Here is a 25493-nt window from a genome sequence, read left to right on the forward strand (position 1 = left end):
CGATTGCCGGCGTGCACACGCGTAACCCGTCTAAAGGCATTAGACTAAAGTCATAATCCCAAAGCCGCTCTCTTTAAGGGGGTGTTTTTCTGTCACATTCTTGTCAGGCGAACCGCGACCCGGGGTATGCTTTGAGGAGAGTATGGTCGCGCGCCGCGTTTCACATCGTTCTGCGGAGGACAGAAAATGGCAAATGTCGCAAGCGTCGACGGCGCGAAAGCCGGTCCGATGACGGGCGAGGAGAAGAAGGTTATCTTCGCCTCGTCGCTCGGTACCGTTTTCGAATGGTACGACTTCTATCTCTATGGTTCGCTCGCCACCTATATCGGCGCAACCTATTTCACCCAGTATCCCGAAGCCACCCGCAACATCTTCACGTTGCTGGCCTTTGCTGCCGGCTTCCTGGTGCGCCCGTTCGGCGCGCTTGTCTTCGGTCGCCTCGGCGATCTCGTCGGCCGTAAATACACCTTCCTTGTCACGATCCTGATCATGGGCCTCTCGACCTTCCTGGTCGGTGTCCTGCCCGGTGCAGCGACCATCGGCATCGCCGCCCCGATCATCCTGATCGGCCTGCGCCTGCTGCAGGGTCTGGCGCTTGGTGGCGAATATGGCGGTGCCGCGACATACGTGGCCGAACATGCGCCGAATGGGCGGCGCGGCTACTTCACCTCCTGGATTCAGACCACAGCAACGCTCGGCCTTTTCCTGTCGCTGATCGTCATCGTCGGAGTCCAGTTCATCATGGGCAAGGACGCCTTCGCTGCCTGGGGCTGGCGTATTCCGTTCCTGGTCTCGGTCATCCTTCTCGGCGTCTCCGTCTGGATACGATTGAAGATGAACGAGTCACCCGCGTTCCAGCGCATGAAGGCGGAAGGCAAGGGTTCCAAGGCGCCGCTGACCGAAGCCTTCGGCCAGTGGAAGAACGCCAAGATCGCTCTGATTGCGCTTCTCGGCGCCACGATGGGCCAGGCAGTTGTCTGGTACGGCGGGCAGTTCTACGCCCTGTTCTTCCTGCAGAACGTGCTCAAGGTGGATCTGCAGTCTGCAAACATCATGGTCGCCATTGCCCTCATCCTCGGCACGCCCTTCTTCGTTGTCTTCGGTGGGCTCTCCGACAAGATCGGCCGCAAGCCGATCATCATGGCTGGCCTGTTGATTGCGGCGGTAACTTACAACCCGCTCTTCAAGGCAATGACCTGGACCGCCAACCCTGCACTTGCGGAAGCCCAGGCCTCCGTCCGCGCAACGGTGACGGCCGATCCGGCTGACTGCAAATTCCAGTTCAACCCGACGGGCACATCCAAGTTCACGAGTTCCTGCGACGTGGCGACAGCCTTCCTGACCAAGAACTCGGTGCCTTACGACGTTGTTCCTGGCCCTGCGGGCCAACCGGCAACGGTGAAGATCGGCGATGAGACCATCACCAGCTTCGACGCCGTGGCTGCCGGAGACAAGGCAAAGGGTCTGACGGCAGCCTTCGAAAAGAGTGCAAACATCGCCCTTCATGACGGCGGCTACCCACTCAACCGCGGCGCCATCAAGGTTCCGGATGCCAAGCTTGACGCCTTCATAGCCGCCAATCCCGAGCTTGCGCTGAACGCAGATGCGATCCGCGCCGGCACCAAGGAAACCATGCCGGCTGACAAGCTGGTAGCGGGCAAGCTCCTGACGACGGATGAAGCCAATGGCGTCACCGATATGGCGGTCTACAACATCGCCGGCGGCGGTACCTTCGCCATGGCGGCCGATCCAGCACGCGTCAACTGGATCGGCACGATCGCCATCCTGTTCGTGCTGGTTCTCTACGTCACGATGGTCTACGGCCCGATCGCGGCCCTGCTGGTCGAACTCTTCCCGACCCGCATCCGCTACACCGGCATGTCGCTGCCCTACCACATCGGCAACGGCTGGTTCGGCGGCCTGCTGCCGGCAACGGCCTTTGCGATGAGTGCGGCGACCGGCGACATCTACTTTGGCCTCTGGTACCCGATCGTCTTCGCGGCCATCACGCTGGTCATCGGCCTGATCTTCCTGCCGGAAACAAAGGACCGAGATATCCACGCCATGGATTGATCATCCCGTATACGACAGACCAGGCCCGGCGCTCGAAAGGCGCCGGGTTTTTTAATGCCGGAAAAAGTCTCTTCGGCTGCGGCCAGCCAGCCGTCCCGTCCAGCCGAAATAGAAAGCCGTGGCGAGCATAGACCGTCGCCAGCATCATCGAAAACCAGCCGCCAAGCGCCAGACCAGCGATGACATCGCTCGGGTAATGCGCTCCCACCATCACCCGCGTCATGCCCAGCCATAGAGCGCAGGCAAGAAAAGCGATGCGATAACGCGGAAATAGCAGTGCGAAAGCTGCGAAGAACGCCCCAATCGTCGTGGCGTGACCCGAAGGGAAGCTTTCGAAGGAATGGCCCGAGAGGGGCGAGAACGAGAAGATACCGTATTCCTGAAAATGTTCCGGTCGCGCCCGCCCGATCAGCCGCTTCAGCAGATTGGCGACCAGCCCGGAGAGCGCAATCGAGGTTAGAAGATAGCCTCCGATACAGCTGATCCTGAGAGCCTGAAGGCGGTCACGGGCGGTTACTGCAATCCGTGACGATGCCCACCCCTGAAACAGCAGGAAGGCACTGACGACGATGATCCAGTCGGACTTGCCGAAATCCGTCAGCATCAACCCGACACGGCGCAGGGCCGCCGGCACGTTTTCTCCACCCACCGGACCATCGAACGACAGAAGCGAGATGATCACGGCGTTGACCGTCACGAACAGACAGGATTGCCAACGCAGATGTGGCATGCAGCCAGAGCAACGGCGCCTGCGTTTCTCAAGTGACGCGAAGATGGATTTCATGTCTGCCGGCTGTCCGCTTCAGGGTTTCTCGATCACCACCGAGACCTAGCAAAGACAGGACACAGATTTTTTACGGCCGCTATAGCAAGCGGCTGAGCCGAGGTGTTGGCCAGCCACCGTCGCGCCCGATCGAAAACACCAGGCCAAAACGGGCAAACAGGATGGATGTCGCGAAGGCGAGCCACGCCCCAAGCGCCAACCCGGCCGCGACATCGCTCGGATAATGCACGCCGATGATCACCCGCGTCGCACCAAGCCAGAGACCGATACCAATGAAGCCCAGACGGAATCTGGGGAAGAGCAGGGCGAGCGCTACGAACAGCGCGCCGATATTGGCCGAATGTCCTGAAGGGAAGCTTTGATGCAGGAAATCCATGTTGAAAGGGGCAAAGCTGAAGATGCCTTCCTGATCATAGATCAACGGCCGCGCCCGCCCGATCGCGAACTTCAACAGATTGGCGACGATGGCGGTAAACAGTACGGACAGCGCGACATAGGCTGTCATCTGCCCGAAATAGATCAGGCGAAATCGTCGTCGCACCTTCCATAGCCGTCGTCGAACGAGATAGGCAGTGGCAAAGACGGTGCAGAGACCGCAGAGGATCCAGACCAATCTGCCGATGTCGGTCACATCGCCGGCAATCGAGATCAGCGGTGGCGCAAGCCCCTTGGCTGCTTGTCCGAGCGGACGGTCGAACACGAAGAAGGCAATGGCAATGGCATTGATCGCGGAAAACGCGAAGCCTTTCCAGGGAACCCGCCGATGGACGGTGCGGCGCGCCTGATAGCGCCTTCTCAAATAGGCCCAGAAACTCAGCCTGTCATCGGCGCTCTCGCTCATTCCACTCCCGATCTCTTCTCAATCAGGAGGGAGATAGGGGCTGCAACAAGCCCCTTCAATGCAAAGGCCCTCCGCATCCTCAGATGCGAAGGGCCTGAAACGTGTTTCACGTGAAATATCAGGCAGAAAGCGCCTTGAACTCTGTGAGGATCGCCTCGCCCATTTCCACGGTTCCGACCTTCTTGGCGCCATCGGCCATGATGTCGGCGGTGCGGATACCCTTGTCGAGAACGTTGGCGATCGCCTTCTCGAGGTTGTCGGCTTCCGTGACCATGCCGAAGGAGTAGCGCAGGCACATGGCGAACGAAGCGATCATGGCGATCGGATTGGCGATGCCCTGGCCGGCGATGTCTGGTGCCGAACCGTGTACCGGCTCGTATAGCGCCTTGCGCTTGCCGGTCTTGCCGTCAGGCGCGCCGAGCGAAGCGGACGGCAGCATGCCGAGCGAACCCGTGAGCATGGCGGCGACGTCGGACAGCATGTCGCCGAACAGGTTGTCGGTGACGATGACGTCGAACTGCTTCGGCGCGCGCACCAGCTGCATGCCGCCGGCATCCGCCAGCATGTGCTCGAGCTTGACGTTGGAATACTTGTCCTTGTGCGTCGCGGTGACGACCTGGTTCCACAGAACGCCCGACTTCATGACGTTGCGCTTTTCCATCGAGCAGACGCGGTTCTGGCGCGTGCGGGCCATTTCGAAGGCTACCGCCGAAATGCGCTCAATCTCGTAGGTGTCGTAAACCTGCGTGTCGATGGCGCGCTTCTGACCATTGCCGAGATCGGTGATGGTCTTCGGTTCGCCGAAATAGACGCCGCCAGTCAGTTCGCGGATGATCAGGATATCAAGGCCTTCGACCAGCTCCGGCTTCAGCGACGAGGCATTTGCCAGCGCCGGATAGCAGATGGCAGGGCGCAGGTTGGCGAAGAGTTCGAGATCCTTGCGCAGGCGCAGCAGACCGGCTTCCGGGCGCACTTCATAGGGAACGTCATCCCACTTCGGGCCGCCGACGGCGCCGAACAGGACCGCATCGGCGGCAAGCGCCTTTGCCATGTCGGCTTCGGAGATCGCCGCGCCGTGGGCGTCGTAGGCGCTGCCGCCGACGAGACCTTCGTCGGTGACGAAACCGGCTTTCATCGCCTCATTCATATAGGCAATGATCTTGCGGACCTCGCCCATCGCTTCAGGACCGATGCCGTCACCCGGCAGCAGGAAAAGATTGCGCGTCGTCATGAAACCCTCCGGGAAAAACAAGTTGCGGCTTATTAGCCCTCGGGATCAGGCATTTCAAGCGAGTTAGAGGCCGATTCGGTACGGTTGGCCACCACTTGCCATCAATCTCGATTGAGTTGACCACGGTATTTCCTTGAGCAACAAGAAGGCATCGTGACCGCTATCCGGAAATCATCAATGCCTGCCTCCCCGCTTCATCTCGACACCCCACTCTTTCGGACGTCCACCGCATACAGCGCCAGCAACAGACCGCTCTGGCTGAAGCTCGACGCGGTGCAGCCATCGGGAAGCTTCAAGCTGCGCGGCGTCGGCAGGCTCTGCCAGCATGAGGTGGAAAACGGCGCTAGGGAGATCTTCTGCGCCTCCGGTGGCAATGCCGGCATCGCTGCCGCCTATGCCGGCCGCGCGCTCGGCATACCCGTCACCATCGTCGTGCCGCAAACGACCTCGGAAGAGGTGCGCCAATCGATCGCCGCCACCGGCGCAACGGTCCTCGTCCACGGTTCGGTCTTCGACGAAGCCAATGCCCATGCTATCCGTCTCGCCGCAGAACGCAAGGCGGCCTACGTGCACCCCTTCGACCACCCCCTTCTCTGGGAAGGTCATGGCACGCTCATTGACGAAGTCGTCAGCGGGGGAGCCGACTTCGATTGTGTGATCGCCAGCGTTGGCGGTGGCGGCCTGCTGGCTGGAATTGTTGCTGGCCTCAAGCGAAACGGGCTGTCGCATGTGCCTGTCATCGCGGTCGAAACCGAAGGCGCAGCATCATTTCATGCAAGTATCGTGGCAGGACAGCGCATCACCCTGCCCGCCATCACCTCGATCGCCACGTCGCTCGGCGCGCGACAAGTCGCCCAGCACGTCTTCGACCTGCCGAAGGAGCACCCGATCGAAACCGTGACGGTGACGGATGCCGAGGCGGTGTCCGCCTGCCTGAAATTCGCCGACGCCTATCGCATTCTGGTCGAACCCGCCTGCGGCGCGGCCTTGGCGGTCGCCGACGTGCACCCCGATCTTCTCGCGCGCTTCAAAACCCCCCTTATCGAGGTCTGCGGCGGCATTGGCGTGTCGCTGGAAAAATTGAAAGCATGGAAAGAGCGGCTGCTCTAGCAAAGAAAAAGCCGGGCAGAGACCCGGCTTTTTCATGCATTCTTTCAGAGGCTTACGCAGCCCAGGGATGCGATGCAGCGTTCGACTTTTCAAAGCTGTCGATCGCCTTGCCCTTCTCCATCGTCAGGCCGATATCATCGAGACCGTTCAGCAGGCAGTGGCGCTTGAATTCGTCCAGATCGAACTTGATCATGCCGCCATCCGGACCGGTGATCTCCATGTTTTCCAGATCGACCGTCAGGATCGCATTGGAGCCACGCGAAGCGTCGTCCATCAGCTTGTCGAGATTTTCCGGGCTGACCTTGATCGGCAGAATGCCGTTCTTGAAACAGTTGTTGTAGAAAATATCGGCGAAGCTCGTGGAAATGACGCAACGGATGCCGAAATCGAGAAGCGCCCACGGCGCATGTTCGCGCGAGGAGCCGCAGCCGAAATTGTCGCCGGCAACAAGGATCTTGGCATTCTGATAGGCCGGCTTGTTGAGAACGAAATCTTCGTTCGGCGAGCCGTCTTCATTGTAACGGGCTTCCGCGAAGAGGCCCTTGCCAAGGCCGGTGCGCTTGATCGTCTTCAGGTAATCCTTCGGAATGATCATGTCGGTGTCGATGTTGACGACCGGCAGAGGGGCAGCGACGCCCGTCAGCTTTACGAATTTATCCATGGCCTGGCCTCCAATTTCAGCAGACGTAGTGTGTTGATCAGCGTTTAGTCCAGTTTTCCGCCAAAATGAAGGAAAATTTGCGCCATGGCGCTGGCCTCGCGGATTCGGCGAAGCCAGCCCTGTGCGTCATTTCGTCTTGGCTGGCGCATTCATTGCCCAGCTGACGCCGAACGGATCGCGCAGCTGACCATAGCGGTCGCCCCAGAACATCAGCTCGACAGGCATGACGACCTCCGCACCGGCAGCAACTGCCCGATCCCACCAGAAATCGATGTCGTCGACGATGAGCTGCAGCGAGAAGCCCTGATGCTTCTGGAACGGATGCCCGTGTTCGGGGTAGGCATCGCTCAGCATGAGCGAGCTGCCGTTTATATAGAGATGAACATGCATCGTCCGTCCGTTTTCATCAACGGGAACGACATAGGCTTCTTCAGCACCGAAAGCCCGTTTGTAGAACTCCGCAGCCTTCAAGGCGCCATCGACCGTGATGTAAGGCAGAAGGCTGTTCTTCACCGGCGGCAACGTCATTTTGCTGGTCTGGGTATCGGTATCCATGCTTATCCTCCATTCGCTTGGGTTTTGAAGAGGCAAAATGCCTTGCTGCTTCAAGGACGCGGGAGAATGGCGCAAGCCGACAGCTTCGGAAAAAATTTAATGCAGGGCCGACGTTGATCAGAGATCGATGATCGTGCCGCGCCCGTCGTTCCAGATGCGCATGGTTTCACCGGAACGAGGCTTTGCCTTAGCCGTAGCGCGGATCGGTGCCGGTTTCATCTTCATCGAAAGCGCGCGGCCAACCATAAGCACCGTCAGGATGCCGCCGACGGCAAGCGTCACCGAAAAGGTGAGTAGCGCCAGTGCAACAAAAGCGGTGATGCCTGCGAGCAAGAGGAAGATGGCACGGATATTCTGCATGGGTTTAAAACCTTTCTTCGGAAAGGAATGTGGTCCTTCATTTCCTTCTCTGCAAGATGAGCATGGCTTTTTGTTGTCTTGCCAGCTGTCACAAAGCTTGGCACACATTCGTGATGAGCCAAGATCCCTTGACCCGTTCCATGAGTTTGCGGCGCTCGGTGCTGAGCGTTCCAGCCATCAATTCTCGCGCACTTGAAAAGAGCCGCTTTCTGGACTGCGACGCAGTGATCTTCGACCTGGAAGATTCCGTGGCGCCTGAACGGAAAGCCGAGGCACGGGAAAATCTGGCCGCCTTCTTCGCCGGCGCGCCGCTTCCGGACAAGGAACGCATTATCCGCGTCAATGCACTTTCCTCCAACTTCGGCCGTGCCGATATGGAGCTGGTTGCCGCGCTCGAGCCGGATGCAGTGCTGCTGCCAAAGGTGGATGAGCCACAGCATGTCATGACGGTCAGCGATTTCCTCGCGGATGCCGATGCCCCCGAAACCCTGCGCATATGGGCGATGATCGAGACGCCGCGCGGCATATTGAACGCCGCAGCAACCGCCGAAGCGGGACGAACCGCGGGCTCAAGGCTCGATTGTTTCGTCGTTGGCCTCAACGACCTGCGCAAGGAAACGGGCGTACTGCCGCAGCCGGGCCGCACCTATCTCGTGCCATGGCTGATGCAGGTCATCCTTGCCGTACGCGCTTACGGCCTCGACGCGATTGACAGCGTCTTCAACGATTTCAAGGATGCAGATGCCTTCGACGCCGAATGCGCCGAGGCCCGCGCCATGGGGTTTGACGGAAAGATGCTGATCCACCCGGCGCAGATCGAGGCGGCCAACCGCCATTTCGGTCCGGACGCATCAGCCGTCGCCGAGGCGGAAGCGATCATTGCCGCCTTCGCTGATCCAGCCACCGATGGGCTCAATGTCATCAACGCCAATGGCCGGATGATCGAGCGGCTGCATCTTGTCCAGGCCGAAAGTCTGGTTCATAAAGCCCGCCTGATCGCAGAGCGCCAAACGGCGAAATGAAAGACGATTTTATGAAGCTTTACCGCCTTCTGACCGGCCAGGACGATGCCGCGTTCTGCCATCGCGTGACCGATGCCCTCAACAAGGGCTGGGCTCTGCACGGCTCGCCCTCGCTCACCTTCAATGCGCAAACCGGCCAGGTCATGGCTGGCCAGGCAATCGTCAAAGACGTTGAAGGCAAGGACTATCACCCGGACATGAAGCTCTCCGAGCAGTAAGGTAAAGCCTACCGCTCGGCGGCTTCCTCGGCACTTTCCTCGATCCGCTCCATGTCGTCGTCGCTGAGGCCGAAATGGTGCCCGATCTCGTGGATCAGAACATGGGTGATGATATCGCCCAGCGTTTCGTCGTTTTCGGCCCAGTAATCGAGGATCGGGCGCCTGTAGAGGCGGATACGGTTCGGCAATTCGCCGGTTTCCATGGTGAAACGTTCCGAAATGCCGCGCCCTTCGAAAAGCCCGAGCAGGTCGAACGGCGTTTCCAACGCCATGTCCTCGAACACGTCGTCATCAGGAAAGTCTTCGATCTCGATCGTCAGATTGGTGGTCAGAGCACGAAATTCCTCCGGCAGATGGCTGTAAGCTTCCATCGCCAGGGACTCGAAGGTGCTGATCGTCGGAGCGTGGCGATCCTGCCAATTATCGCTCTGGTCTATGCGGGCCATAAAAATTCCCTTCCTTTGCGGCCCATATAGAACCTTTGCGCACGATTTTCGAGAGCGGAATCAAAGGCAGGAATAAATTCACATCATATGGCTGTTGACTCTTCGGCCGACCTTTGGAATCTATAGGAACATAACAGGAACATTAGAAAGTTGGAGAACGTCATGGCACAGCCGGCCGTGACGCGCGAGCGTCTTTTTGCGCTCCGCGAAACCATTGCAAAGCTTGAGGGAAAGCTCGCGCCGGCCTTTGCTGCAGCGCAAGGCGAAGCCTTGGCCGAGAAGGACTTCTCCACCAAGAATGACAATGGCCTGCACCTTCCTCTTGGAATCCCCGCACTCGACGAAGCGGTAGATGGCGGCCTGCCGCTCGACGGGATCACAGAGGTTCGTTCCGACCTTTTGCGCGAAGCCGGTGCCGGCACCGGCTTTGTCCTGGCGCTTGCAGCTATGCTGCAGCGTCAGGTGGAGCAGAGCTCCAACGCTTCGCTGCCGATCCTGTGGATCGCCGACATGGTTTCCACGATGGAGGCAGGCGCCCCCTACGCCGTCGGCCTGCGCGATTTCGGCCTGAAACCAGACCAGTTCTTCTATGCCAGCCCACGCAAGCTTGAAGATGCCCTTTGGCTTGCCGAAGCGGCAGTCGAAAGCGGCGTCTTTCCTGCGACAATCCTGGAGGTTCGCGGCAATCCGAAACCCTTCGGCCTGACGGAAAGCCGTCGCTTGAGCTTGCGGGCGAAAGCATCGAAACGCCCGCTTTTCCTATTACGACAGGCTGGAGAGGAAGAGGCCAGCAGCGCTTGCTTCCGCTTCCTTGTCGCACCCGCGCCGGCACAGGCGCGCCCCTTGCCGGATGGTACGATGCTGGGCGGTAGCATCGGCAATCCGGTTTTTCATCTGACCCTGGAGAAGAGCCGCAACCCGGCCCCCCTCTCCTTTCTACTGGAGTGGAACCCTCATGACCGCCGTTTTGTCGCCGTCTCACAATCAGCCAACCCTCGCCTTCCAGACGAACGCGCAGCGCATTCTGGCACTCCACTTTCCGCATCTTCCAACCGACCGGATATCAAGAAAGAAATGGGGGCTCGCCTGGCGTTCGCGCGGACGTCCTGAGGCAGCGCCGATCGTCTGTTCAAGCCGCCTCAACAATACCATGCGGCTGACAGCGCTCGACGAGGCAGCCGAAACCCTCAATCTCCGAAAGCATATGGGCGTCGCCGAAGCCCGCGCCATCTACCCCGCGCTCGATGTGATCGAGGACGACCCGGCCGCCAACCGACGCTTCCTGGAAGCGATCGCCGATTGGTGCGATCGCTACACCCCGCTTGTCGCTCTCGACGGTGTGGATGGCCTGTTCCTCGACATAACCGGCTGCACCCATCTGTTCGGCGGCGAGGCCTCCCTTCTCAAGGATATTCTCACAAGGCTCTTCCAGATGGGAATTGACGCGCGCGGCGCGATCTCTTCCTCGCCCGGATTGTCTTGGGCCATCAGCCGTTTCGGTCGAGGCGGCATTATCGAGCACGGGGAGGCAGAACAGGCGCTGGCCCCCCTGCCCGTCGCGGCCTTGCGTCTCGAGGAAGAAACGATAGGGGCCCTGAACAAGATGGGGCTCAAATATGTCGGCGATCTGCTAACCGCCCCGCGCGCGCCCCTCACCCGCCGCTTCGGAGGAACGGTACTCTTGAGGCTGGATCAGGCGCTTGGAACCGATGAGGAACCGGTTTCTCCGCGCTTGCCCGTCGCAAGCCTCTCGGTCGAACGTCGCCTGATTGAGCCGATCGGAGCCGAAGACGATATCCTTGCGCTCACCGACCAGATTGCCGTCTCCCTGAAGCCTTCGCTCGAAGCGCGTGGCGTCGGCGGCCGCATCTTCGAACTGGTGCTGTTTCGCGTCGACGGCAAGGTGTTTCGGATTTCTGCCGGAACTGCGCAGCCCTTGCGTGAGCCCAAGCGCATCGCCGCTCTCTTTGCCGAACGCCTGCAGGCAATTCACGACGATTTCGATGCCGGTTACGGATTCGAGATCCTTCGTCTCAACGTGCTCCTGCACGAAGATTTCGTGACCTCACAGGGTGATTTCGAACAGCACCAGCAGAAGGACGCCTCTCTTTCTGCCTTCGTGGATCGGGTTTCCGCCCGCCTTGGAGAAGACTGCCTGCAAACCTTCCAATTGCGAGAGAGCCACGTACCGGAACGAGCCTCCATTACAGTGCCGGCGATTAATCATCTGTCCGCCCCGAAAACTCGAGAAGGACATCCGCCGCCAGCCAGGAGCGAGCGGCCCATCCGGCTATTGCGGAAAGCGGAGCCGATGGAGGCCTTTGCCATTGAAATCCCGGATGGTGCACCAGCGAGCTTTCACTGGCGGCGCATGCAGCATCGCGTCTTGAAGAGCGAGGGACCGGAGCGACTGGCAATGGAATGGTGGCTCGATGGCTTGGATGGAGAAAAAGCTGCGGATCGAGACTACTTCCGGATCGAAGACGATAAGGGGCGCCGCTTCTGGATCTATCGCCAAGGCCATTATGAGCGTGACACGGCGCAAAGCTGGTTCATGCATGGGGTCATTGCCTGATGTCCGTCTTCTTCGAAATCGGCGCCAAGACCAATTTCTCCTTTCTGGAGGGCGCCTCCAAGCCTGAGGAAATGGTCGTTCAGGCTGCCGTTCTGCAGCTTGGAGGCCTTGGCATTGCCGACCGCAACTCGGTTGCAGGTGTCGTCCGGGCCCATGCCCAGGCGGAGGCGATCCGGAAGAAGTTTGAACGAAAGAAAGCCGGGCTTCTGGAGGAGCGCGAGAAGAAGGACATCATTCCCGATCCGATCCGTTTCCAGCCGGGAGCTCGTCTTGTCTTTGCGGATGGAACGCCTGACATTCTTGCCTACCCTCGCGACCGTCAAGGCTGGGCGCATCTTTGCCGGTTGCTGAGCGCCGGAAACCTGAGAGCCGAGAAGGGTAAGTGCGTTCTGTCGGAAGCGGATCTGATTGAATGGGGCGACGACATGATGCTTGCGATCATTCCGCCCTCATCCGTTGCCGATGATAACAATCACGCCGCGTTCGAAGCCTGTCTGGAACGGTTCAGAAAACGCTTCCGGAAAAACATCCACATGGCGCTCGCCCCCGCCTATGATGGCCGTGATAAACGTATGTTTGCGACCATCTCCATGCTGGCGGATCGCAACCGCATCCCGCTGATCGCCACCAACCAGCCGCTCTACCACGATACGGCCCGCCGCCCTCTCGCCGATATCGTGACATCGATCCGGGAGCACGTTCCCATTCCCGAAGCTGGCTTTCTCCTGGCTCCAAATGCCGAACGTTATCTCAAAAGTGGCAGTGAAATTCCGCGCCTCTTCAGAGACTACCCGCAGGCAGTCACGAACACAGCGAAGTTTTTTGGCAGTCTTTCCTTTTCGCTCGACGAACTGGAACACAATTACCCTTCCGAGAATGACGAAGGGGAAACGCCATATGAAACATTGGAGCGTCTGACCAGATCAGGTGCGGCAAAGCGCTTTCCCAATGGTGTCCCTGAGAAAGTTCAGAGGAACATTGAGTACGAGTTGAGCCTCGTTCGTCAAAAACAATATGAACCATACTTCCTAACGGTCCACCGGATCATCCAATATGCCCGCCACGAGAGGAATATCCTCTGCCAGGGGCGCGGCTCCGCTGCAAACTCGGTGATTTGTTATTGCCTTGAGATAACCGAGGTTAACCCGGAGAAGAGCACCCTGCTTTTCGACCGCTTCCTCTCGATGGACCGCGACGAGCCGCCGGATATCGATGTCGATTTCGAGCACGAGAGGCGCGAGGAGGTCATCCAGTATATTTATCAGACCTACGGCAAGGAACATGCCGGCCTGACGGCAGGGGTGACGACTTACCGCACCCGATCGGCCGGTCGAGAGGTCTCGAAGGCCTTCGGTCTTTCCGAGGATATTCAGTCTGCCATCGGCAGCCTAGTCTGGGGCTGGTCGGAAGAAAAGTTGTCTGAGCGGGAAGCAAAAGCCGCCGGGCTCGAAACTTCCGATCCCATGACCCAAAACGTGCTGAAATATGCATCCGAACTTCTAGGCTTTCCCAGACATCTCACCCAGCATGTCGGGGGCTTCGTCATCACTAGGGACAGGCTGGATGAAGTCGTTCCGATCATGAACACGGCAATGCCCGGACGCTACATGGTCGAATGGGACAAGGATGATCTCGACAACCTGAAGATCCTTAAGGTCGACATCCTGGCGCTCGGAATGTTGACTGCATTGAAGCGCGCATTCGATCTGCTTCTCCTGCACTACGACGTCAAGAAGACGCTCACAGATCTCGGCAACGACACGCATGAGGACGAGGAACCGGTCTATGCGATGATGTGCCGGGCCGACACGCTTGGCGTTTTCCAGATCGAGAGCCGGGCACAGATGAGCATGCTACCGCGTCTGAAGCCGAAGGAATTCTACGATCTCGTCATCGAGGTCGCCATCGTCAGACCCGGTCCCATTCAGGGGGACATGGTCCATCCATATCTCAAGCGCAGGGAAGAAAAGGCACGCGGCATCCCGACAACATACCCGAGCCCGGAACTTAAAGAAGTTCTCAAACGAACGCTTGGCGTTCCGCTGTTTCAGGAGCAGGCCATGCAGATCGCGATCACGGCAGCGGGCTTCAAACCAGCTGAGGCGGATCAACTGAGACGTGCCATGGCGACCTTCAAACGAACAGGCACCATTGGCAATTTCGAGACGCGGTTCATCGAAGGCATGGTCGCCAAGGATTACAGCCGCGATTTTGCTCAGCAATGCTTCAATCAGATTAAAGGCTTTGGCGAATACGGCTTCCCGGAAAGCCACGCGGCCTCATTCGCGCTGCTGGTCTACGCATCGTCCTGGGTGAAGGCCTACTATCCTGATGTCTTCTGTGCCGCGATGTTGAATTCGCAGCCAATGGGCTTCTATGCGCCCGCACAGCTTGTCAGGGATGCCCGGGAACATGGCGTTGAAATCAGGCCCGTCGACATCAATGAATCGAACTGGGATTGCTTGCTTGAGGAAACCGAATTCAACAAGCGCGCAGTCGATTTCCGGCATGCCGGCATGCGGGATGTCATCAAGACAAAGCGAGCCGTTCGGCTTGGCTTCAGGCAGATAAAGGGTCTTTCGGAAACGAGCATGGAACAACTCGTTACAAACCGAGGCGGGGGCTATTCGTCCATCCGCGATCTCTGGCTGCGTTCCGGCCTGCAGAAAGCCGATATAGAACGGCTCGCTGATGCGGATGCCTTTCACTCCATACGACTGTCGCGACGGGATGCGCTCTGGGCCGTGCGAGCGCTTGATGTGAGGAGCGCCGCTGAAAAGCTTCCCCTGTTTGACCAGGTAAGCCACATCGACCTGCAGGTCGAACCGGAGATAAGATTGCCGGAAATGCTGCCGGGCGAACAGGTCATCGAGGATTATCGCTACCTCTCGCTCTCTCTGAAGGCACACCCGGTTTCGTTCCTGCGTGAGGAATTCCACAAGGCGGGCATCATCAGAAGCGTCGACCTCCTGGCCGTCCCGAACGGAAGCAAAGTGACGATCGCCGGTCTTGTTCTGGTGCGTCAGCGCCCAGGCTCAGCCAAGGGCGTCATCTTCATGACATTGGAAGACGAAACGGGCGTTGCCAATGCCATTGTCTGGATGAAGGTCTTCGAGAAGTACCGCCCGATCGTCATGGGAGCACGGCTTGTGAAGATATATGGCAGGCTTCAAAGCCAGAGCGGCGTCATCCATACCGTCGTCGATCATATCGAGGACATCACGCCCGCACTTGGTATCCTGCAGAAGGAAGCCCGGCGGTTCGGCGTTAGCGATCGCTCCGATGAAGCGCTCAACCCGACAGCGGACCCGCGTCAACGAAAGGTAGCCAACGCCTTGGAGAAGGCGGTTATGGAGCGAAAGATAACTGCGGGTAGTAGGACTGAAGCACGTGAGACAGCCAGCGTTATGCCAAGAGGCCGAAACTTCCATTGAGAGAAGCTCAGTTCGAATTGGTAGTAGCCTAGATGCTCAAACCGCAGCAGCACTCATCGGAGATGCGACCAAAGGCTCAGCTGCAGATTCTATTTTTTCTTGACATTTGTCGTCTCCTTTAGCAGAAAAGGGGATAGTGAATGTCATGTTTGGAATGACGACGTGCTTGTCTGCAGCTGTAACTACATAACGGATCACGAAATCCGGGAAGTCATCAACGAGCTTCTCGATCAGGACTGTTGGCAGCTGATCGTGCCTGCAAAGGTCTATCACGCGATGGAAAAACGGGGTCGTTGCTGCGGTTGCTTCCCGAACGTCGTCGACATCATCATTCAAACGACAGAGGAATATCACGCCCGTCACCACTCGACGGAAGCGGAAATATTTGATTTCATGTCTCGCCTCAGAAACTTCCATGAAGAAAACAGGAGAGCGGACATTGAAAGGCGACAAAAAAGTCATCGAGCGGCTTAACGAGGCCCTCTTTCTCGAGCTCGGCGCAGTCAATCAATACTGGGTTCACTATCGACTCCTTGAAGATTGGGGCTACACGAAGCTCGCTAAGAAAGAGCGCGCGGAATCCATCGAAGAGATGCATCACGCCGACCGCCTAGTCGCACGCATCATCTTCCTTGAAGGGCACCCCAACCTGCAAACGCTCGCACCTCTGCGCATCGGACAGAACGTAAAGGAAGTTCTGGAATCCGACCTTGCCGGCGAGTACGACGCCCGCACTGCCTACAAGAAGTCGCGCGACATCTGTCATGAGGCCGGCGACTACGTTTCTATGAAACTGTTTGAAGAACTGCTCGCCGACGAAGAAGGTCATATCGACTTCCTCGAGACCCAGCTCGAACTCCTCGGCAAGATTGGCGAAGCGAAATACGGCCAGCTCAACGCCGATTCCGCCAACGAGGCGGAATAATACGTCACAACATGGTTCTGGCCGCTTCTGCGGCCAGAGCTACTCTGCGGCGCTCAAGCCCGCCAGATGCCGGAATTCACTGACCACCTGATCGTAGACCTGACGCTTGAAAGGGACGATGAGATCCGGCAGCGCTTCCATGGGCTTCCATTCCCACGCATCGAACTCCGCCGCATGACCGCCCGGTGGTGGATTGATCGCGATCTCGCTCTCGTCTCCCTCAAAGCGAAATGCGAACCAACGCTGGGTCTGGCCGCGAAATTTTCCCTTCAAGCCGATTCCGACAAGATGTGCGGGCAGATCATAATTGATCCAATCTTTCGCCTCGGCAAGTAGCGTGACGGTCCGAATGCCCGTTTCCTCGTAGACCTCACGATACGCTGCATCGATCGGCTCCTCGCCCTTGTCGATGCCGCCCTGCGGCATCTGCCAGAGTTGCGGCGATCCGTCATACTCCGAGTTCTCCTCGGGTATCCGCCGCCCCGCCCACACGAGACCACTACGATTGAGGATCATGACACCGACGCATGGGCGATAAGGAAGATCTTCTGGCTTTACGATACGTTTGCTCATCGAATGTCTCGGTTCACGGTTTCTTGGGATCATTGACCAGCGCCGAGACGCCGACGATCTCGATGCCGCGCATCGCCGCTTCTTCGGTCCACTGCGAAATGGCATCGATGCTCTCGTCGAAGGCCGATGCGACGCCAATCGCCTGACCGTTGCGTTTCGCCACCCGCTCAAGCTCGTCCAGTTTCTGCAGAATTGCGTTCACATCGAGCTGCTTGTCCAGCTGAACATCGGCAAGTGCGTAAGGCAGCTCCGTTCCCTTCGCGAGGACGGCGGTCTTTGACTGCGCAGACGTCCCGTCATCGAGGAACAACAGCCCGCGCTTGCTCATGTCGCGCATCACCGGTTCCATCGCATTGACGTCAGAGAGGAAGCGCGCGCCCTGGTAGTTCATGATGCCGGTGTAATTGGTAATCTCGCCCATCGCCTCGTGAAGACTGTCGAGATTCTTGGCGACGGATTTGGAGGTCAGGAGCGTACCGGGACCAGGATCGTTCGCCGGATAGCCGAAGGGTTCGAATGGCACCTGCAACAATATTTCGTGCCCGCCGCGGCGGGCATCCTGCATCCACCTCTGCAGGCTGTTGCCGCTTGCGGCGAAGGCAAAAGTTACCTCTTCGGGCAGCTGCTGGATCGCGCGCTGCGTACCGGTCTGGCTGAGGCCAAGGCCGCTGACGACAATCGCAATCTTGGTGCCGTGCGCACCAGACCATGGCCGCGCATACTGGTCCATCGGCCGCCGCCCATCCGGCCCGACAATCGGTAGCCGCCCCTGAGGCGTGTCTTCCAGCAGTGCATCGTTCGGGATGGCCGCCATCCGAGGATCTTGCCCGATCTGTGTGGCATCGACCAGAACCGGCCCGTCGCCTTCCCGGCTCTTGGGACTGTATTTGGTCACGACCGAACCATCACCGGCGATCATCTGTTCGACATTGGCACCGGATTGCGGACCCGATCGCGTCACGCCGCCGGCGTCCGCCGGCGTCTGAGGTTCGTCGGTCTTCTGTGCGGTCTCGGTAGGCACCGGAGAAGTCTTTTCCTTCGGCTCTTCCTGCTTCAGCCCATCGTCGCGCAGGGCCGTATAGAATGAGAAGCCACCGACAAGGATAAGGCAGAGGCCAGCAGCGATTCGACCCATGCGCAACACGCCCGGCCGCTTGCGTCCGCTTTTCTGATTCTGTCCCAACGGTGCGTGTAGGTCGGTCCTCAACGTTCTTTCCTGGATTCGGGCATCAGGGCAGCAAAAAGGCGTCAGGCCGGACAAAATCCGGCCTGACGCCTTGTCTCATTGGTTACTTTGCGCTGACGGCCTTATCAGGATTCGGCGGGAAGGACGGGTCGGTCTTCTTCCCACGCAAAAGGTCAAGCGCGTAGTTCAACTGCACGTCGTCCTTCGGATCCGGCGGCACGTAAGCGACAGAACCGGAGCCTTCGTCCGTTTCGCTCTGGCCCTTGATGTGGCCACGCAGGCTGGATTCGCCTTCGGTCACCATCTTGCCCTTGAGATCGTCCGGCAAGGGTTCTTCGACCTTGATGTCAGGCGTGATCCCGGTTCCCTGGATCGAACGACCCGACGGCGTGTAGTAGAGAGCCGTCGTCAGACGAAGGGCGCCGTTTTCGCCGAGCGGGATGATCGTCTGTACAGATCCCTTACCAAAGGAGCGCGTACCCAGTATAGTAGCACGGCGCAGATCCTGCAGAGCGCCAGCGACGATTTCGGAAGCCGAAGCCGAGCCGCCGTTGATCAGAACGATCACAGGCTTGCCGTCCGTCAGGTCACCCGGGCCTGCGTTCCAGCGACGTGTCTCGTCGGCATTGCGGCCGCGGGTGGACACCACCTCGCCACGCTCGAGAAGCGCGTCGGAAACCTGAATTGCCTGGTCCAGCAGGCCGCCCGGATTCAGACGAAGGTCAAGGACATACCCCTTGAGCTTGTCAGCCGGAACGGTCTTCTTGATCTTCTCGATCGCCTTTTCCAGGTCGGGATAGGTCTTGTCCGTGAAGGAAATGACGCGGAGATAGCCGACATCATCCTCGACGCGCGACTTGACCGCCTGCACGGCGACGATGTCGCGCACGATCGTCAGCTCGATCGGCTTGTCCGCACCCTTGCGGATGAGCGTCAGCTTGATCGGCGTATTGATCGGTCCGCGCATTTTTTCGACCGCGTCTTCGAGCTTCAGGCCACGAACAGACTGGCCGTCGATCTCCGAGATGTAGTCGCCGGCGAGAACGCCGGCCTTCGCAGCCGGTGTATCGTCGATCGGGGTAATAACCTTGACGAGCTCGTCTTCCATGGTGACTTCGATGCCGAGACCGCCGAACTCACCCTTGGTCTGGGTCTGCATGTCGGCGGCGTCCTTGGCATTCATGTAGCTTGAATGCGGATCCAGCGAAGACAGCATACCGTTGATGGCATTTTCGATCAGCTTGTCTTCGGCAGGCGGCGTCACATACTGGGCACGGACACGTTCGAAGACATCACCGAAAACGGAAAGCTCCTTGTAGGTGGACGCTCCCGCAGCCTCCGCAGGCGCCCCCGCGGAGTAAATAACGCTCATGGCCGTCGCACCCATCAATGCGCCAACCAGAACAAGAGAAGCCCTACGAATCATTGCGTGCCTTTCCAGTGTCTTTGGCGGTCCACCACGGTCGGGAATCGACCGGTTTACCGTCCTTTCGAAATTCAATGTAAAGCGTTGGGCGGTTTGTTTCCAGCGCCAATGCAGTCGCACTTGCCACTCTTTTTGCGCCCATCGTCGCCAGCGGTTCACCCGAGAAAACGAACTTTCCCTGGCGCGTGCTGATTGTCTCCATTCCAGAGAGAACGAGGTGATAACCGTCGCCAGCATCAAGGATGATCATCTGGCCGTAGCTGCGAAACGCGCCTGCATAGACGACCAAACCGTCCGCCGGCGCAGTGACCACCGTCTCCGGATTGGTCGCAAGCGTCATTCCCATGGCCTCGTGACCAGTTCCGTCCGCATCACCGAATTGGCGCAGTATGTCGCCTGCCACGGGCAGCTCAAGCTTCGCCTTCAAATCTCCGAAGGCATATGCCGGTGCAATGCGGTTTTTATCGGGCACCCCGCTGTCGGCCAGCGCCTTGGCCTGCGCCCGCTGCTCGTCGGACAGCAGCTTGCGATTCTCTTCGGCCTGCCGCGCAGCCGCAGCCGCTTCCCGAACGGAAGCGATCTCCGTTTCCATGGATGCCACGAGGCCTTCAAGGTTCGTTGCCTTGCTCGCAAGATCCTCCGACCTCTTCTTTTCGGCATCGAGCTCGGCGGCATTGCTGCGGCTCAATTTGTCGTTTTCCGCAAGGAGCAGATCCATTCGCCGCTCCTCCTCAAGACTGTTGGTCATCGTCGCCGTCAGGTTGGTCTTCTCGGCAACGCTGGCCGCCTGAAGCGAAGCAAGATCCGCAAGATCGGCTGCAAGCTTGTCGGTCTCCTTGCGGATGCCGGGAACGACGGCACCCAGCAGGATCGCGCTTCGAACCGAGGCGAGGGCATCGTCAGGCGTGACGAGAAGCGCGGGCGGGGGGTTGCGGCCCATCCGCTGGAGAGCGGCAAGCACCTCGGCCAGAAGGCCACGCCGATCGTGCAGCGAGTGACGGACGGCATCCTCCTTGAGGCCAATCTCCGCAAGCTTCTTTTCACTGTCCAGGATCTGCTTTTCCAGTGACTTGCGCCGCGCAGCCGAATCTATGAGCGCCTGGCGAACGCTGGTCGTGCTCTTGTCGAGATCGGCGATACTCTTCTGAAGCTCTGCGACCTTGTCGGAAGAAAGGCTGATGGTCTTCGACAGCGCATCCAGTTCACCGCGTGTCTGGTCGCGTTTCTTTTCCAGTTCCGCCGCAGGGTCTGGAACGGCTTGCTCCGTCACGCCGGCAGCGGGCACGGAAGGAGCCGCATCGACCGCTGCCTCCTGCGCTACGGCATCAATCGTCCAAGACGAATAGATGCCAATAGATGACGCGCTCAAGCCGGCGGCAAACGCCGGCAGGATCAGATATTTTCGCTGGAACGCGGACATCGGCATGCGTGCTGAGCAATCCTCTCAAATCGCGCGAACACTAAGGTGATTTGGCATGCTTTTCCATAAGATTGCGGATCGACGCCGAGAGCGCAAGACAAGCTTGCGTGAGCGCTGGAGCCGTTCATACACGATGATAGGGATGGCCGGAAAGAATTGTGACAGCGCGATAAAGCTGCTCGGCGATGAGGGTCCTGACAAGCTGATGCGGCCAGGTCATCTTGCCCAGACACAATGTCGCGTCCGCCCTGTCGTAAAGCGAGGGATCCAGACCATCAGCACCACCGATCGCGATCAGCAGGTCGCGTTTGCCCTGGTCGCGATAGGTTTCAAGAAGTTTTGCGAAGCCTTCGCTGTCCAGTGCCTTGCCGCGCTCGTCCAACAGGACGAGAACGCTACCCTCGGCCAGCGTCTTTTGCAGCATCGCTGCCTCTTCGCGCTTGCGCGTCTCAGCGTTCGAGGCGCGGCTCTCGGCCACCTCGGCAATACGGGAAAACTCGAGCCCGACTGCCGGGCCTGCCTTTGAAAAGCGATCAAAGTAGCGTGCGGCAAGATCCTTCTCGGGGCCGGATTTCAGCCGCCCCACAGCAAAAAGGCCTATGCGCATTCGTCCTGCTCCCGCTCTTCGGCGTCCTGCAGCGCAAGAAACCACGGGGCCGGTAAACTCTCCGGCCCAAGTCGTCGCCGTCTATCAGGTAGCGGACGTACCGTCCAGGCTACCTGTTAGTGCAGCGTTTCCTCATCCATATCCGGAGCCGCCCACATCTTTTCGATGTTGTAGAACTCACGGATTTCTGGACGGAAAACGTGCACGATAATATCGCCGGTATCGATCAGGATCCAATCGCCGCTCTCGTGACCTTCGACGCGGGCATTACCGAAGCCCTCGTCTTTCAGATCGGTCAGGAGGTGGTCGGAGATTGCCATCACGTGCCTGTTCGAGCGGCCAGAGACAACAACCATGAAGTCTCCGAGCGCCGATTTTCCGGCAATGTCGATGGTGACGATATCTTCAGCCTTGGAATCCTCTAAGCTTACGAGGACGGCGTGCAGGGCGCGGGCAGCGGCATCAACGCCACGTTCCGGGCTCTTCGGGACAACGGCAAGCGTTCTTCCCTTGGCGTGTACTGTTGTCAGTGCTTTCCCTTTCTCGGAATGACAGAACATGCACATCACTGATTTGGCGAACCAAATCATAGTTAAGATAGGCACCAAACCATTAAGGTTTCAAGACGCGCGCTATCACAAAGCATGAACGGCCGATTTGGCGCGGCAGCGATGAGCAGGCGCCAGTAACCGGATATGACGCTGTGTACAGGCGCCGCGGCAATGCGTAAAGTGCCGGGCATTCACCGAGACTTGAAGATTTCCATGAAGAGCGCCACCGAAGACCGGCTTGTCCCCATTCTCCGCATCAGTTTTCCGGATAACGACCGCCTGGGTCGTGGAAAGATGGAACTGCTCGAGCGCATCCGGGAAACCGGCTCGATTTCGGCGGCCGGCCGCGCAATGGATATGTCTTACCGCCGTGCCTGGTTGCTGGTCAGCGAACTGAACAGGATGTTCAACGAGCCCGTGGTGGAATCACAGCGCGGCGGCCAGAAGGGAGGAGGTGCAGCCTTGACCCCGTTTGGAGGAGAGCTGGTCGAGCGTTTTCGCAACATGGAACGTGCCCTGCGTTCGAGCCTTGCCGGCGATCTCGCCTGGCTGGAAAGCAACCGGGCCCCGCGGACCGTCAGCGGCGAATAACTACGGCTCCAGAGCCACGGTCTTGATGATGACGTAGACGGGCGTCCCGACGGCCAGCCCCAATCGCTCGGCGGAGAAGCTCGTGATCCTGGAAAGGATTGCGTTGCCCCCGCAATCGACAAGAACTTCTACCGTGGCATTGTCCTGCATTAACGCCTGAACCGTGCCTTGTAGCACATTCAAGGCGCTCAACCCTTCCGGACGCGTCGTCGCCAGCATGACGTCGCGCGAAGGAATACGAACGCGAACCGCCTTGCCGGCTGGCAGCATGGTTCCTGGCACATGCAGCCGCGCAGATTTCAGCGCAACGGTAGACAGCTGGTGCCGCTCGTCCAGGCTCTCGACCCGGCCCTCGATCAGCGCTCCAACCTCACGCCGATCCAGCGACGGCAACGCATGGCTGAGGACATCCGCCGCAGGCCCGAAGGCCTCCACCCGCCCCTCGTGCATGACGACCACTTGGTCAGCGAGGCGGGCGACCTCGCTGATAGAGTGGCTGACATAGACGATCGGGATTTCCATCTCGTCGCGCAGACGCTCCAGGTAAGGCATTATCTCCGCCTTGCGAACCTCGTCGAGCGCTGCCAGCGGCTCATCCATCAGCAGCAGGCGTGGAGACGACAGAAGGGCCCTACCGATCGCAACGCGCTGTTTCTCTCCGCCAGAAAGCTTTTCCGGCCTGCGCTCGAGCAGCTTCTCGATGCCGAGCAAACTGACAATGCGGTCCAGGTTTTCCGGTGTGCCCCGGCCCCGCGCGAACCAACGACCATAGGCAAGGTTGCTGCGCACGCTGAGATGCGGAAACAACCGCGCCTCCTGGAAAACATAACCAAACCTGCGGCGATGCTTCGGGATGAAGATCTGACGGCCTGTATCGGTGAGTGCCTTTCCATCAAGCAGGACGCGCCCTTCATCCGGGCGCGTTAGCCCGGCGATGATTCTGATCAGCGACGTCTTGCCGGAACCCGATCGACCGAACAGCGCCGTGATGCCGCGTTGCGACGTGAAATCCGCATCGAGCGTAAACGCCCCGAGCTTGTGCCTTGCTTCCACCGTCAGTGTCATTCCGGATCGATCCTCCGTCCGACGACATGGGATAGAAACTCCGACGCCAGCAGGGCAGCCATGGAGATCGCAATGGCCACAAGCGTCAATCGGAACGCACCCGCGTCACCGCCCGGCACCTGCGTAAACGAATAGATCGCAGCAGAGAGCGTCTGTGTTTCTCCTGGAATATTGGAGACGAACGTGATCGTTGCGCCGAATTCCCCCATGGCTTTGGCAAACGCCAGGATCATGCCGGCGATAATTCCGGGAAGGATCAGCGGCAAGGTGACCGTAAGAAAGACCCAGAGCGGGCTGGCGCCGAGCGTCCCGGCCGCCTCCTCCAGTTTCCGATCGATCGACTCGATGGAGAGCCTGATGCTGCGGACCATCAGCGGAAAAGCCATGACGGCGCATGCCAACGCCGCGCCGGTCCAGCGAAACGAGAAAACGATGCCGAAATATTGGTCAAGAAAGCTTCCGATCGGACCGCGACGCCCGAAAAGAACGAGGAGAATAAAGCCGGTGACCACTGGTGGCAGGATCAGTGGCAGGTGGATGATCCCATTGAGGATCGACTTCCCCCAGAAGCGACCGCGCGCGAGCAACAGCGCAGCAATGATACCGAACGGAAGGCTCGCCAGCATGGCGACGATCGACACACGCAGACTAAGCAGGATTGCGGTCCATTCATCACTGCTTAGGCCCAGCGATTCCAAATATTCTTGTCCTTAAAAATATAGAAGGCCCACTAGAGCGGGCCTCCACGCTATTCTGCTGAACGGAAATCCGCAATTATTTCAGAATGGTGAAACCCTGATCCGCGAAGAAATGTGCCGCCTTCTCCGACTTCAGGAACTCCAAGTACGATGAAGCAGCCGGATTCTTGCTCTCCGCAAGAATGGCAACAGGATAAATGATCGGCGGATGGGAGTCCGCGGGGAACGTACCAGCAATGGCCACGCCAGGATCGGCAGTCACATCGGTCTGATAAACGATGCCATAGGGCGCTTCGCCGCGCGAAACGAGCGCAAGCGCGGCACGCACGCTTTCCGCACCAGCGACCTTGTTCTCGACCGAGGACCAGATGCCGAGCTTTTCAAGCGCAGCCTTGCCATATTTGCCAGCTGGAACCGACTTGACTTCACCCATGGCAAGCTTGCCGTCGCCGAGCAAGGCTGCGAGATCGAGGCCCTGCTTGATATCGACCGGCTTCACCTTGTCCTTTGCCTCGACAAGCACGATCCGGTTGCCGAGCAGGTTGGACCGCGTGTCGGCCTTGATCAGGTTCTTCTTGGCGACGTAATCCATCCAATCGAGGTCGGCGGAGATGAAAACGTCGGCGGGTGCGCCGCCTTCGATCTGTTTCGCCAGCGCCGAACTGGCCGCATAGGACGACACAGCCTCATTTCCGCTCTCCTTTGCCCAGGCGGCATTTGCCGCGTCGAGCGCGTTCTTCAGGCTCGCGGCCGCGAAGACCGTTACCTTTTCAGCGGCTAAGACGGGTGTTGCCACCGCGCCAAACCAGAGCGCGGATACCGCGACAATTGCAGTTTTCATCCAATGACGGCGGCTGTGCATGAATTGCTCCCCAGATTCGAAATATCCGTAGGAATATAGCGGCGCCGGCAGCTTGGCCAGCGTCATATTTTAAGAAACACAACCGCTCGGCCAGCGCGGCTGAACGCGGTGTCGTCCTCACGCGCCGGAAATCATGTCGGAAATGAAGCGCCACTACTGCCAAATAAATCAGCAACAAGTGAACTCCGGTCCGTCAACGCATGCGCAACATGCAATGCTGCGATGCAATAAAACCCGCTTCAAGATTTCGGGGATTCTGGTACAACTAACTTATCGAAC

26 protein-coding genes are annotated in these 25493 nt (G+C 58.9%); 10 read left to right on the plus strand and 16 right to left on the minus strand.

The genetic code is table 11. The annotated features are described in order from the left end of the window. Nucleotides 1-186: 186 nt before the first annotated feature. Nucleotides 187-2073 (plus strand): MFS transporter, encoded by a 1887-nt coding sequence (locus A6U87_RS06895; RefSeq protein WP_065690522.1) that lies wholly within the window; start codon nucleotides 187-189, stop codon nucleotides 2071-2073. On the opposite strand, the gene lpxE is transcribed toward A6U87_RS06895, so the two are convergent. The 3 genes from lpxE to leuB form a co-directional block, all read right to left on the minus strand. Beyond that, complete coding sequence (lpxE, locus tag A6U87_RS06900) at nucleotides 2015-2857, minus strand: lipid A 1-phosphatase LpxE (RefSeq protein ID WP_198928681.1); 843 nt, start codon at nucleotides 2855-2857, stop codon at nucleotides 2015-2017. The two genes, A6U87_RS06895 and lpxE, sit on opposite strands and share 59 nt — an antisense overlap. 79 nt (nucleotides 2858-2936) lie before the next feature. Then, a complete protein-coding gene (locus A6U87_RS06905) occupies nucleotides 2937-3698 on the minus strand; it encodes a phosphatase PAP2 family protein (RefSeq protein WP_065690524.1) in 762 nt (253 codons plus the stop codon). Nucleotides 3699-3816: 118 nt separating this feature from the next. Next, nucleotides 3817-4929, minus strand: a complete 1113-nt coding sequence (leuB, locus tag A6U87_RS06910) for a 3-isopropylmalate dehydrogenase (RefSeq protein ID WP_065690525.1) — start codon at nucleotides 4927-4929, stop codon at nucleotides 3817-3819. A 177-nt stretch (nucleotides 4930-5106) separates the two neighbouring features. Between leuB and A6U87_RS06915 the strand changes: the two genes are divergently transcribed. Beyond that, the gene (locus tag A6U87_RS06915; protein ID WP_065690526.1) at nucleotides 5107-6039 is read left to right on the plus strand and encodes a pyridoxal-phosphate dependent enzyme; all 933 of its coding nucleotides are present in this window, start codon (nucleotides 5107-5109) and stop codon (nucleotides 6037-6039) included. A 52-nt stretch (nucleotides 6040-6091) separates the two neighbouring features. Here the strand turns inward: A6U87_RS06915 and leuD are convergent, their stop codons facing one another. The 3 genes from leuD to A6U87_RS06930 all read right to left on the minus strand — a co-directional run bounded on the left by leuD (nucleotide 6092) and on the right by A6U87_RS06930 (nucleotide 7615). Beyond that, the gene (gene leuD, locus A6U87_RS06920; RefSeq protein WP_065690527.1) at nucleotides 6092-6700 is read right to left on the minus strand and encodes a 3-isopropylmalate dehydratase small subunit; all 609 of its coding nucleotides are present in this window, start codon (nucleotides 6698-6700) and stop codon (nucleotides 6092-6094) included. A 126-nt stretch (nucleotides 6701-6826) separates the two neighbouring features. Then, nucleotides 6827-7255: a glyoxalase/bleomycin resistance/extradiol dioxygenase family protein gene (locus A6U87_RS06925; protein ID WP_065690528.1), complete on the minus strand. Its 429-nt coding sequence runs from the start codon at nucleotides 7253-7255 to the stop codon at nucleotides 6827-6829. Nucleotides 7256-7372: 117 nt separating this feature from the next. Further along, nucleotides 7373-7615: a hypothetical protein gene (locus tag A6U87_RS06930; protein WP_065690529.1), complete on the minus strand. Its 243-nt coding sequence runs from the start codon at nucleotides 7613-7615 to the stop codon at nucleotides 7373-7375. Between the two features lie 113 nt (nucleotides 7616-7728). Between A6U87_RS06930 and A6U87_RS06935 the strand changes: the two genes are divergently transcribed. Then, a complete protein-coding gene (locus A6U87_RS06935; protein ID WP_065690530.1) occupies nucleotides 7729-8637 on the plus strand; it encodes a CoA ester lyase in 909 nt (302 codons plus the stop codon). A gap of 11 nt (nucleotides 8638-8648) precedes the next feature. After that, a complete protein-coding gene (locus A6U87_RS06940; protein ID WP_065690531.1) occupies nucleotides 8649-8855 on the plus strand; it encodes a DUF1737 domain-containing protein in 207 nt (68 codons plus the stop codon). A gap of 8 nt (nucleotides 8856-8863) precedes the next feature. Here A6U87_RS06940 and A6U87_RS06945 read toward each other — a convergent pair whose 3' ends face one another. Next, nucleotides 8864-9301 carry a metallopeptidase family protein gene (locus tag A6U87_RS06945; protein ID WP_065690532.1) on the minus strand — a complete coding sequence of 146 codons (438 nt, stop codon included), beginning with the start codon at nucleotides 9299-9301 and terminating at the stop codon, nucleotides 8864-8866. A 162-nt stretch (nucleotides 9302-9463) separates the two neighbouring features. Here A6U87_RS06945 and A6U87_RS30385 point away from each other — a divergent pair, with 162 nt between their 5' ends. From A6U87_RS30385 to bfr, 5 genes are all read left to right on the plus strand, one after another. Next, complete coding sequence (locus A6U87_RS30385) at nucleotides 9464-10411, plus strand: ImuA family protein (protein WP_065690533.1); 948 nt, start codon at nucleotides 9464-9466, stop codon at nucleotides 10409-10411. Nucleotides 10412-10421: 10 nt separating this feature from the next. Then, complete coding sequence (locus A6U87_RS06955) at nucleotides 10422-11876, plus strand: DNA polymerase Y family protein (protein WP_275078379.1); 1455 nt, start codon at nucleotides 10422-10424, stop codon at nucleotides 11874-11876. Then, the gene (locus A6U87_RS06960; RefSeq protein WP_065690535.1) at nucleotides 11876-15310 is read left to right on the plus strand and encodes an error-prone DNA polymerase; all 3435 of its coding nucleotides are present in this window, start codon (nucleotides 11876-11878) and stop codon (nucleotides 15308-15310) included. The genes A6U87_RS06955 and A6U87_RS06960 overlap by 1 nt, the downstream gene beginning before the upstream one ends. A gap of 99 nt (nucleotides 15311-15409) precedes the next feature. Beyond that, nucleotides 15410-15784, plus strand: a complete 375-nt coding sequence (locus A6U87_RS30390; protein WP_083199314.1) for a (2Fe-2S)-binding protein — start codon at nucleotides 15410-15412, stop codon at nucleotides 15782-15784. Further along, nucleotides 15750-16235: a bacterioferritin gene (gene bfr, locus A6U87_RS06970; protein ID WP_065690537.1), complete on the plus strand. Its 486-nt coding sequence runs from the start codon at nucleotides 15750-15752 to the stop codon at nucleotides 16233-16235. Before A6U87_RS30390 ends, bfr begins: the two co-directional genes overlap by 35 nt. A 39-nt stretch (nucleotides 16236-16274) precedes the next feature. Here the strand turns inward: bfr and A6U87_RS06975 are convergent, their stop codons facing one another. The 6 genes from A6U87_RS06975 to rsfS all read right to left on the minus strand — a co-directional run bounded on the left by A6U87_RS06975 (nucleotide 16275) and on the right by rsfS (nucleotide 22007). Next, nucleotides 16275-16808: an RNA pyrophosphohydrolase gene (locus tag A6U87_RS06975; RefSeq protein ID WP_065690538.1), complete on the minus strand. Its 534-nt coding sequence runs from the start codon at nucleotides 16806-16808 to the stop codon at nucleotides 16275-16277. Between the two features lie 13 nt (nucleotides 16809-16821). Then, nucleotides 16822-18015 carry a divergent polysaccharide deacetylase family protein gene (locus A6U87_RS06980; RefSeq protein WP_065690539.1) on the minus strand — a complete coding sequence of 398 codons (1194 nt, stop codon included), beginning with the start codon at nucleotides 18013-18015 and terminating at the stop codon, nucleotides 16822-16824. Nucleotides 18016-18097: 82 nt separating this feature from the next. Next, nucleotides 18098-19420, minus strand: coding sequence for a S41 family peptidase (locus A6U87_RS06985; RefSeq protein ID WP_065690540.1), 1323 nt, complete (start codon nucleotides 19418-19420; stop codon nucleotides 18098-18100). Next, nucleotides 19410-20816, minus strand: a complete 1407-nt coding sequence (locus A6U87_RS06990; protein ID WP_198928686.1) for a murein hydrolase activator EnvC — start codon at nucleotides 20814-20816, stop codon at nucleotides 19410-19412. Before A6U87_RS06990 ends, A6U87_RS06985 begins: the two co-directional genes overlap by 11 nt. 148 nt (nucleotides 20817-20964) lie before the next feature. Then, nucleotides 20965-21447, minus strand: coding sequence for a 23S rRNA (pseudouridine(1915)-N(3))-methyltransferase RlmH (gene rlmH / locus A6U87_RS06995; protein ID WP_065690542.1), 483 nt, complete (start codon nucleotides 21445-21447; stop codon nucleotides 20965-20967). A gap of 116 nt (nucleotides 21448-21563) precedes the next feature. Beyond that, nucleotides 21564-22007 carry a ribosome silencing factor gene (rsfS, locus tag A6U87_RS07000; RefSeq protein ID WP_065690649.1) on the minus strand — a complete coding sequence of 148 codons (444 nt, stop codon included), beginning with the start codon at nucleotides 22005-22007 and terminating at the stop codon, nucleotides 21564-21566. Between the two features lie 204 nt (nucleotides 22008-22211). Between rsfS and A6U87_RS07005 the strand changes: the two genes are divergently transcribed. Beyond that, nucleotides 22212-22589 carry a winged helix-turn-helix domain-containing protein gene (locus A6U87_RS07005; protein ID WP_065690543.1) on the plus strand — a complete coding sequence of 126 codons (378 nt, stop codon included), beginning with the start codon at nucleotides 22212-22214 and terminating at the stop codon, nucleotides 22587-22589. Here A6U87_RS07005 and modC read toward each other — a convergent pair whose 3' ends face one another. The 3 genes from modC to modA all read right to left on the minus strand — a co-directional run bounded on the left by modC (nucleotide 22590) and on the right by modA (nucleotide 25214). Beyond that, entirely contained in the window at nucleotides 22590-23654 is a 1065-nt protein-coding gene (gene modC, locus A6U87_RS07010; RefSeq protein WP_065690544.1) for a molybdenum ABC transporter ATP-binding protein, read from the minus strand. After that, nucleotides 23651-24352, minus strand: a complete 702-nt coding sequence (gene modB, locus A6U87_RS07015; RefSeq protein ID WP_065690545.1) for a molybdate ABC transporter permease subunit — start codon at nucleotides 24350-24352, stop codon at nucleotides 23651-23653. Before modB ends, modC begins: the two co-directional genes overlap by 4 nt. Before the next feature lie 76 nt (nucleotides 24353-24428). After that, nucleotides 24429-25214, minus strand: a complete 786-nt coding sequence (modA, locus tag A6U87_RS07020; RefSeq protein WP_065690650.1) for a molybdate ABC transporter substrate-binding protein — start codon at nucleotides 25212-25214, stop codon at nucleotides 24429-24431. Nucleotides 25215-25493 lie beyond the last annotated feature (279 nt).

It is taken from the genome of Rhizobium sp. AC44/96 (assembly GCF_001692185.1).
Taxonomy (GTDB): Bacteria; Pseudomonadota; Alphaproteobacteria; order Rhizobiales; family Rhizobiaceae; genus Rhizobium.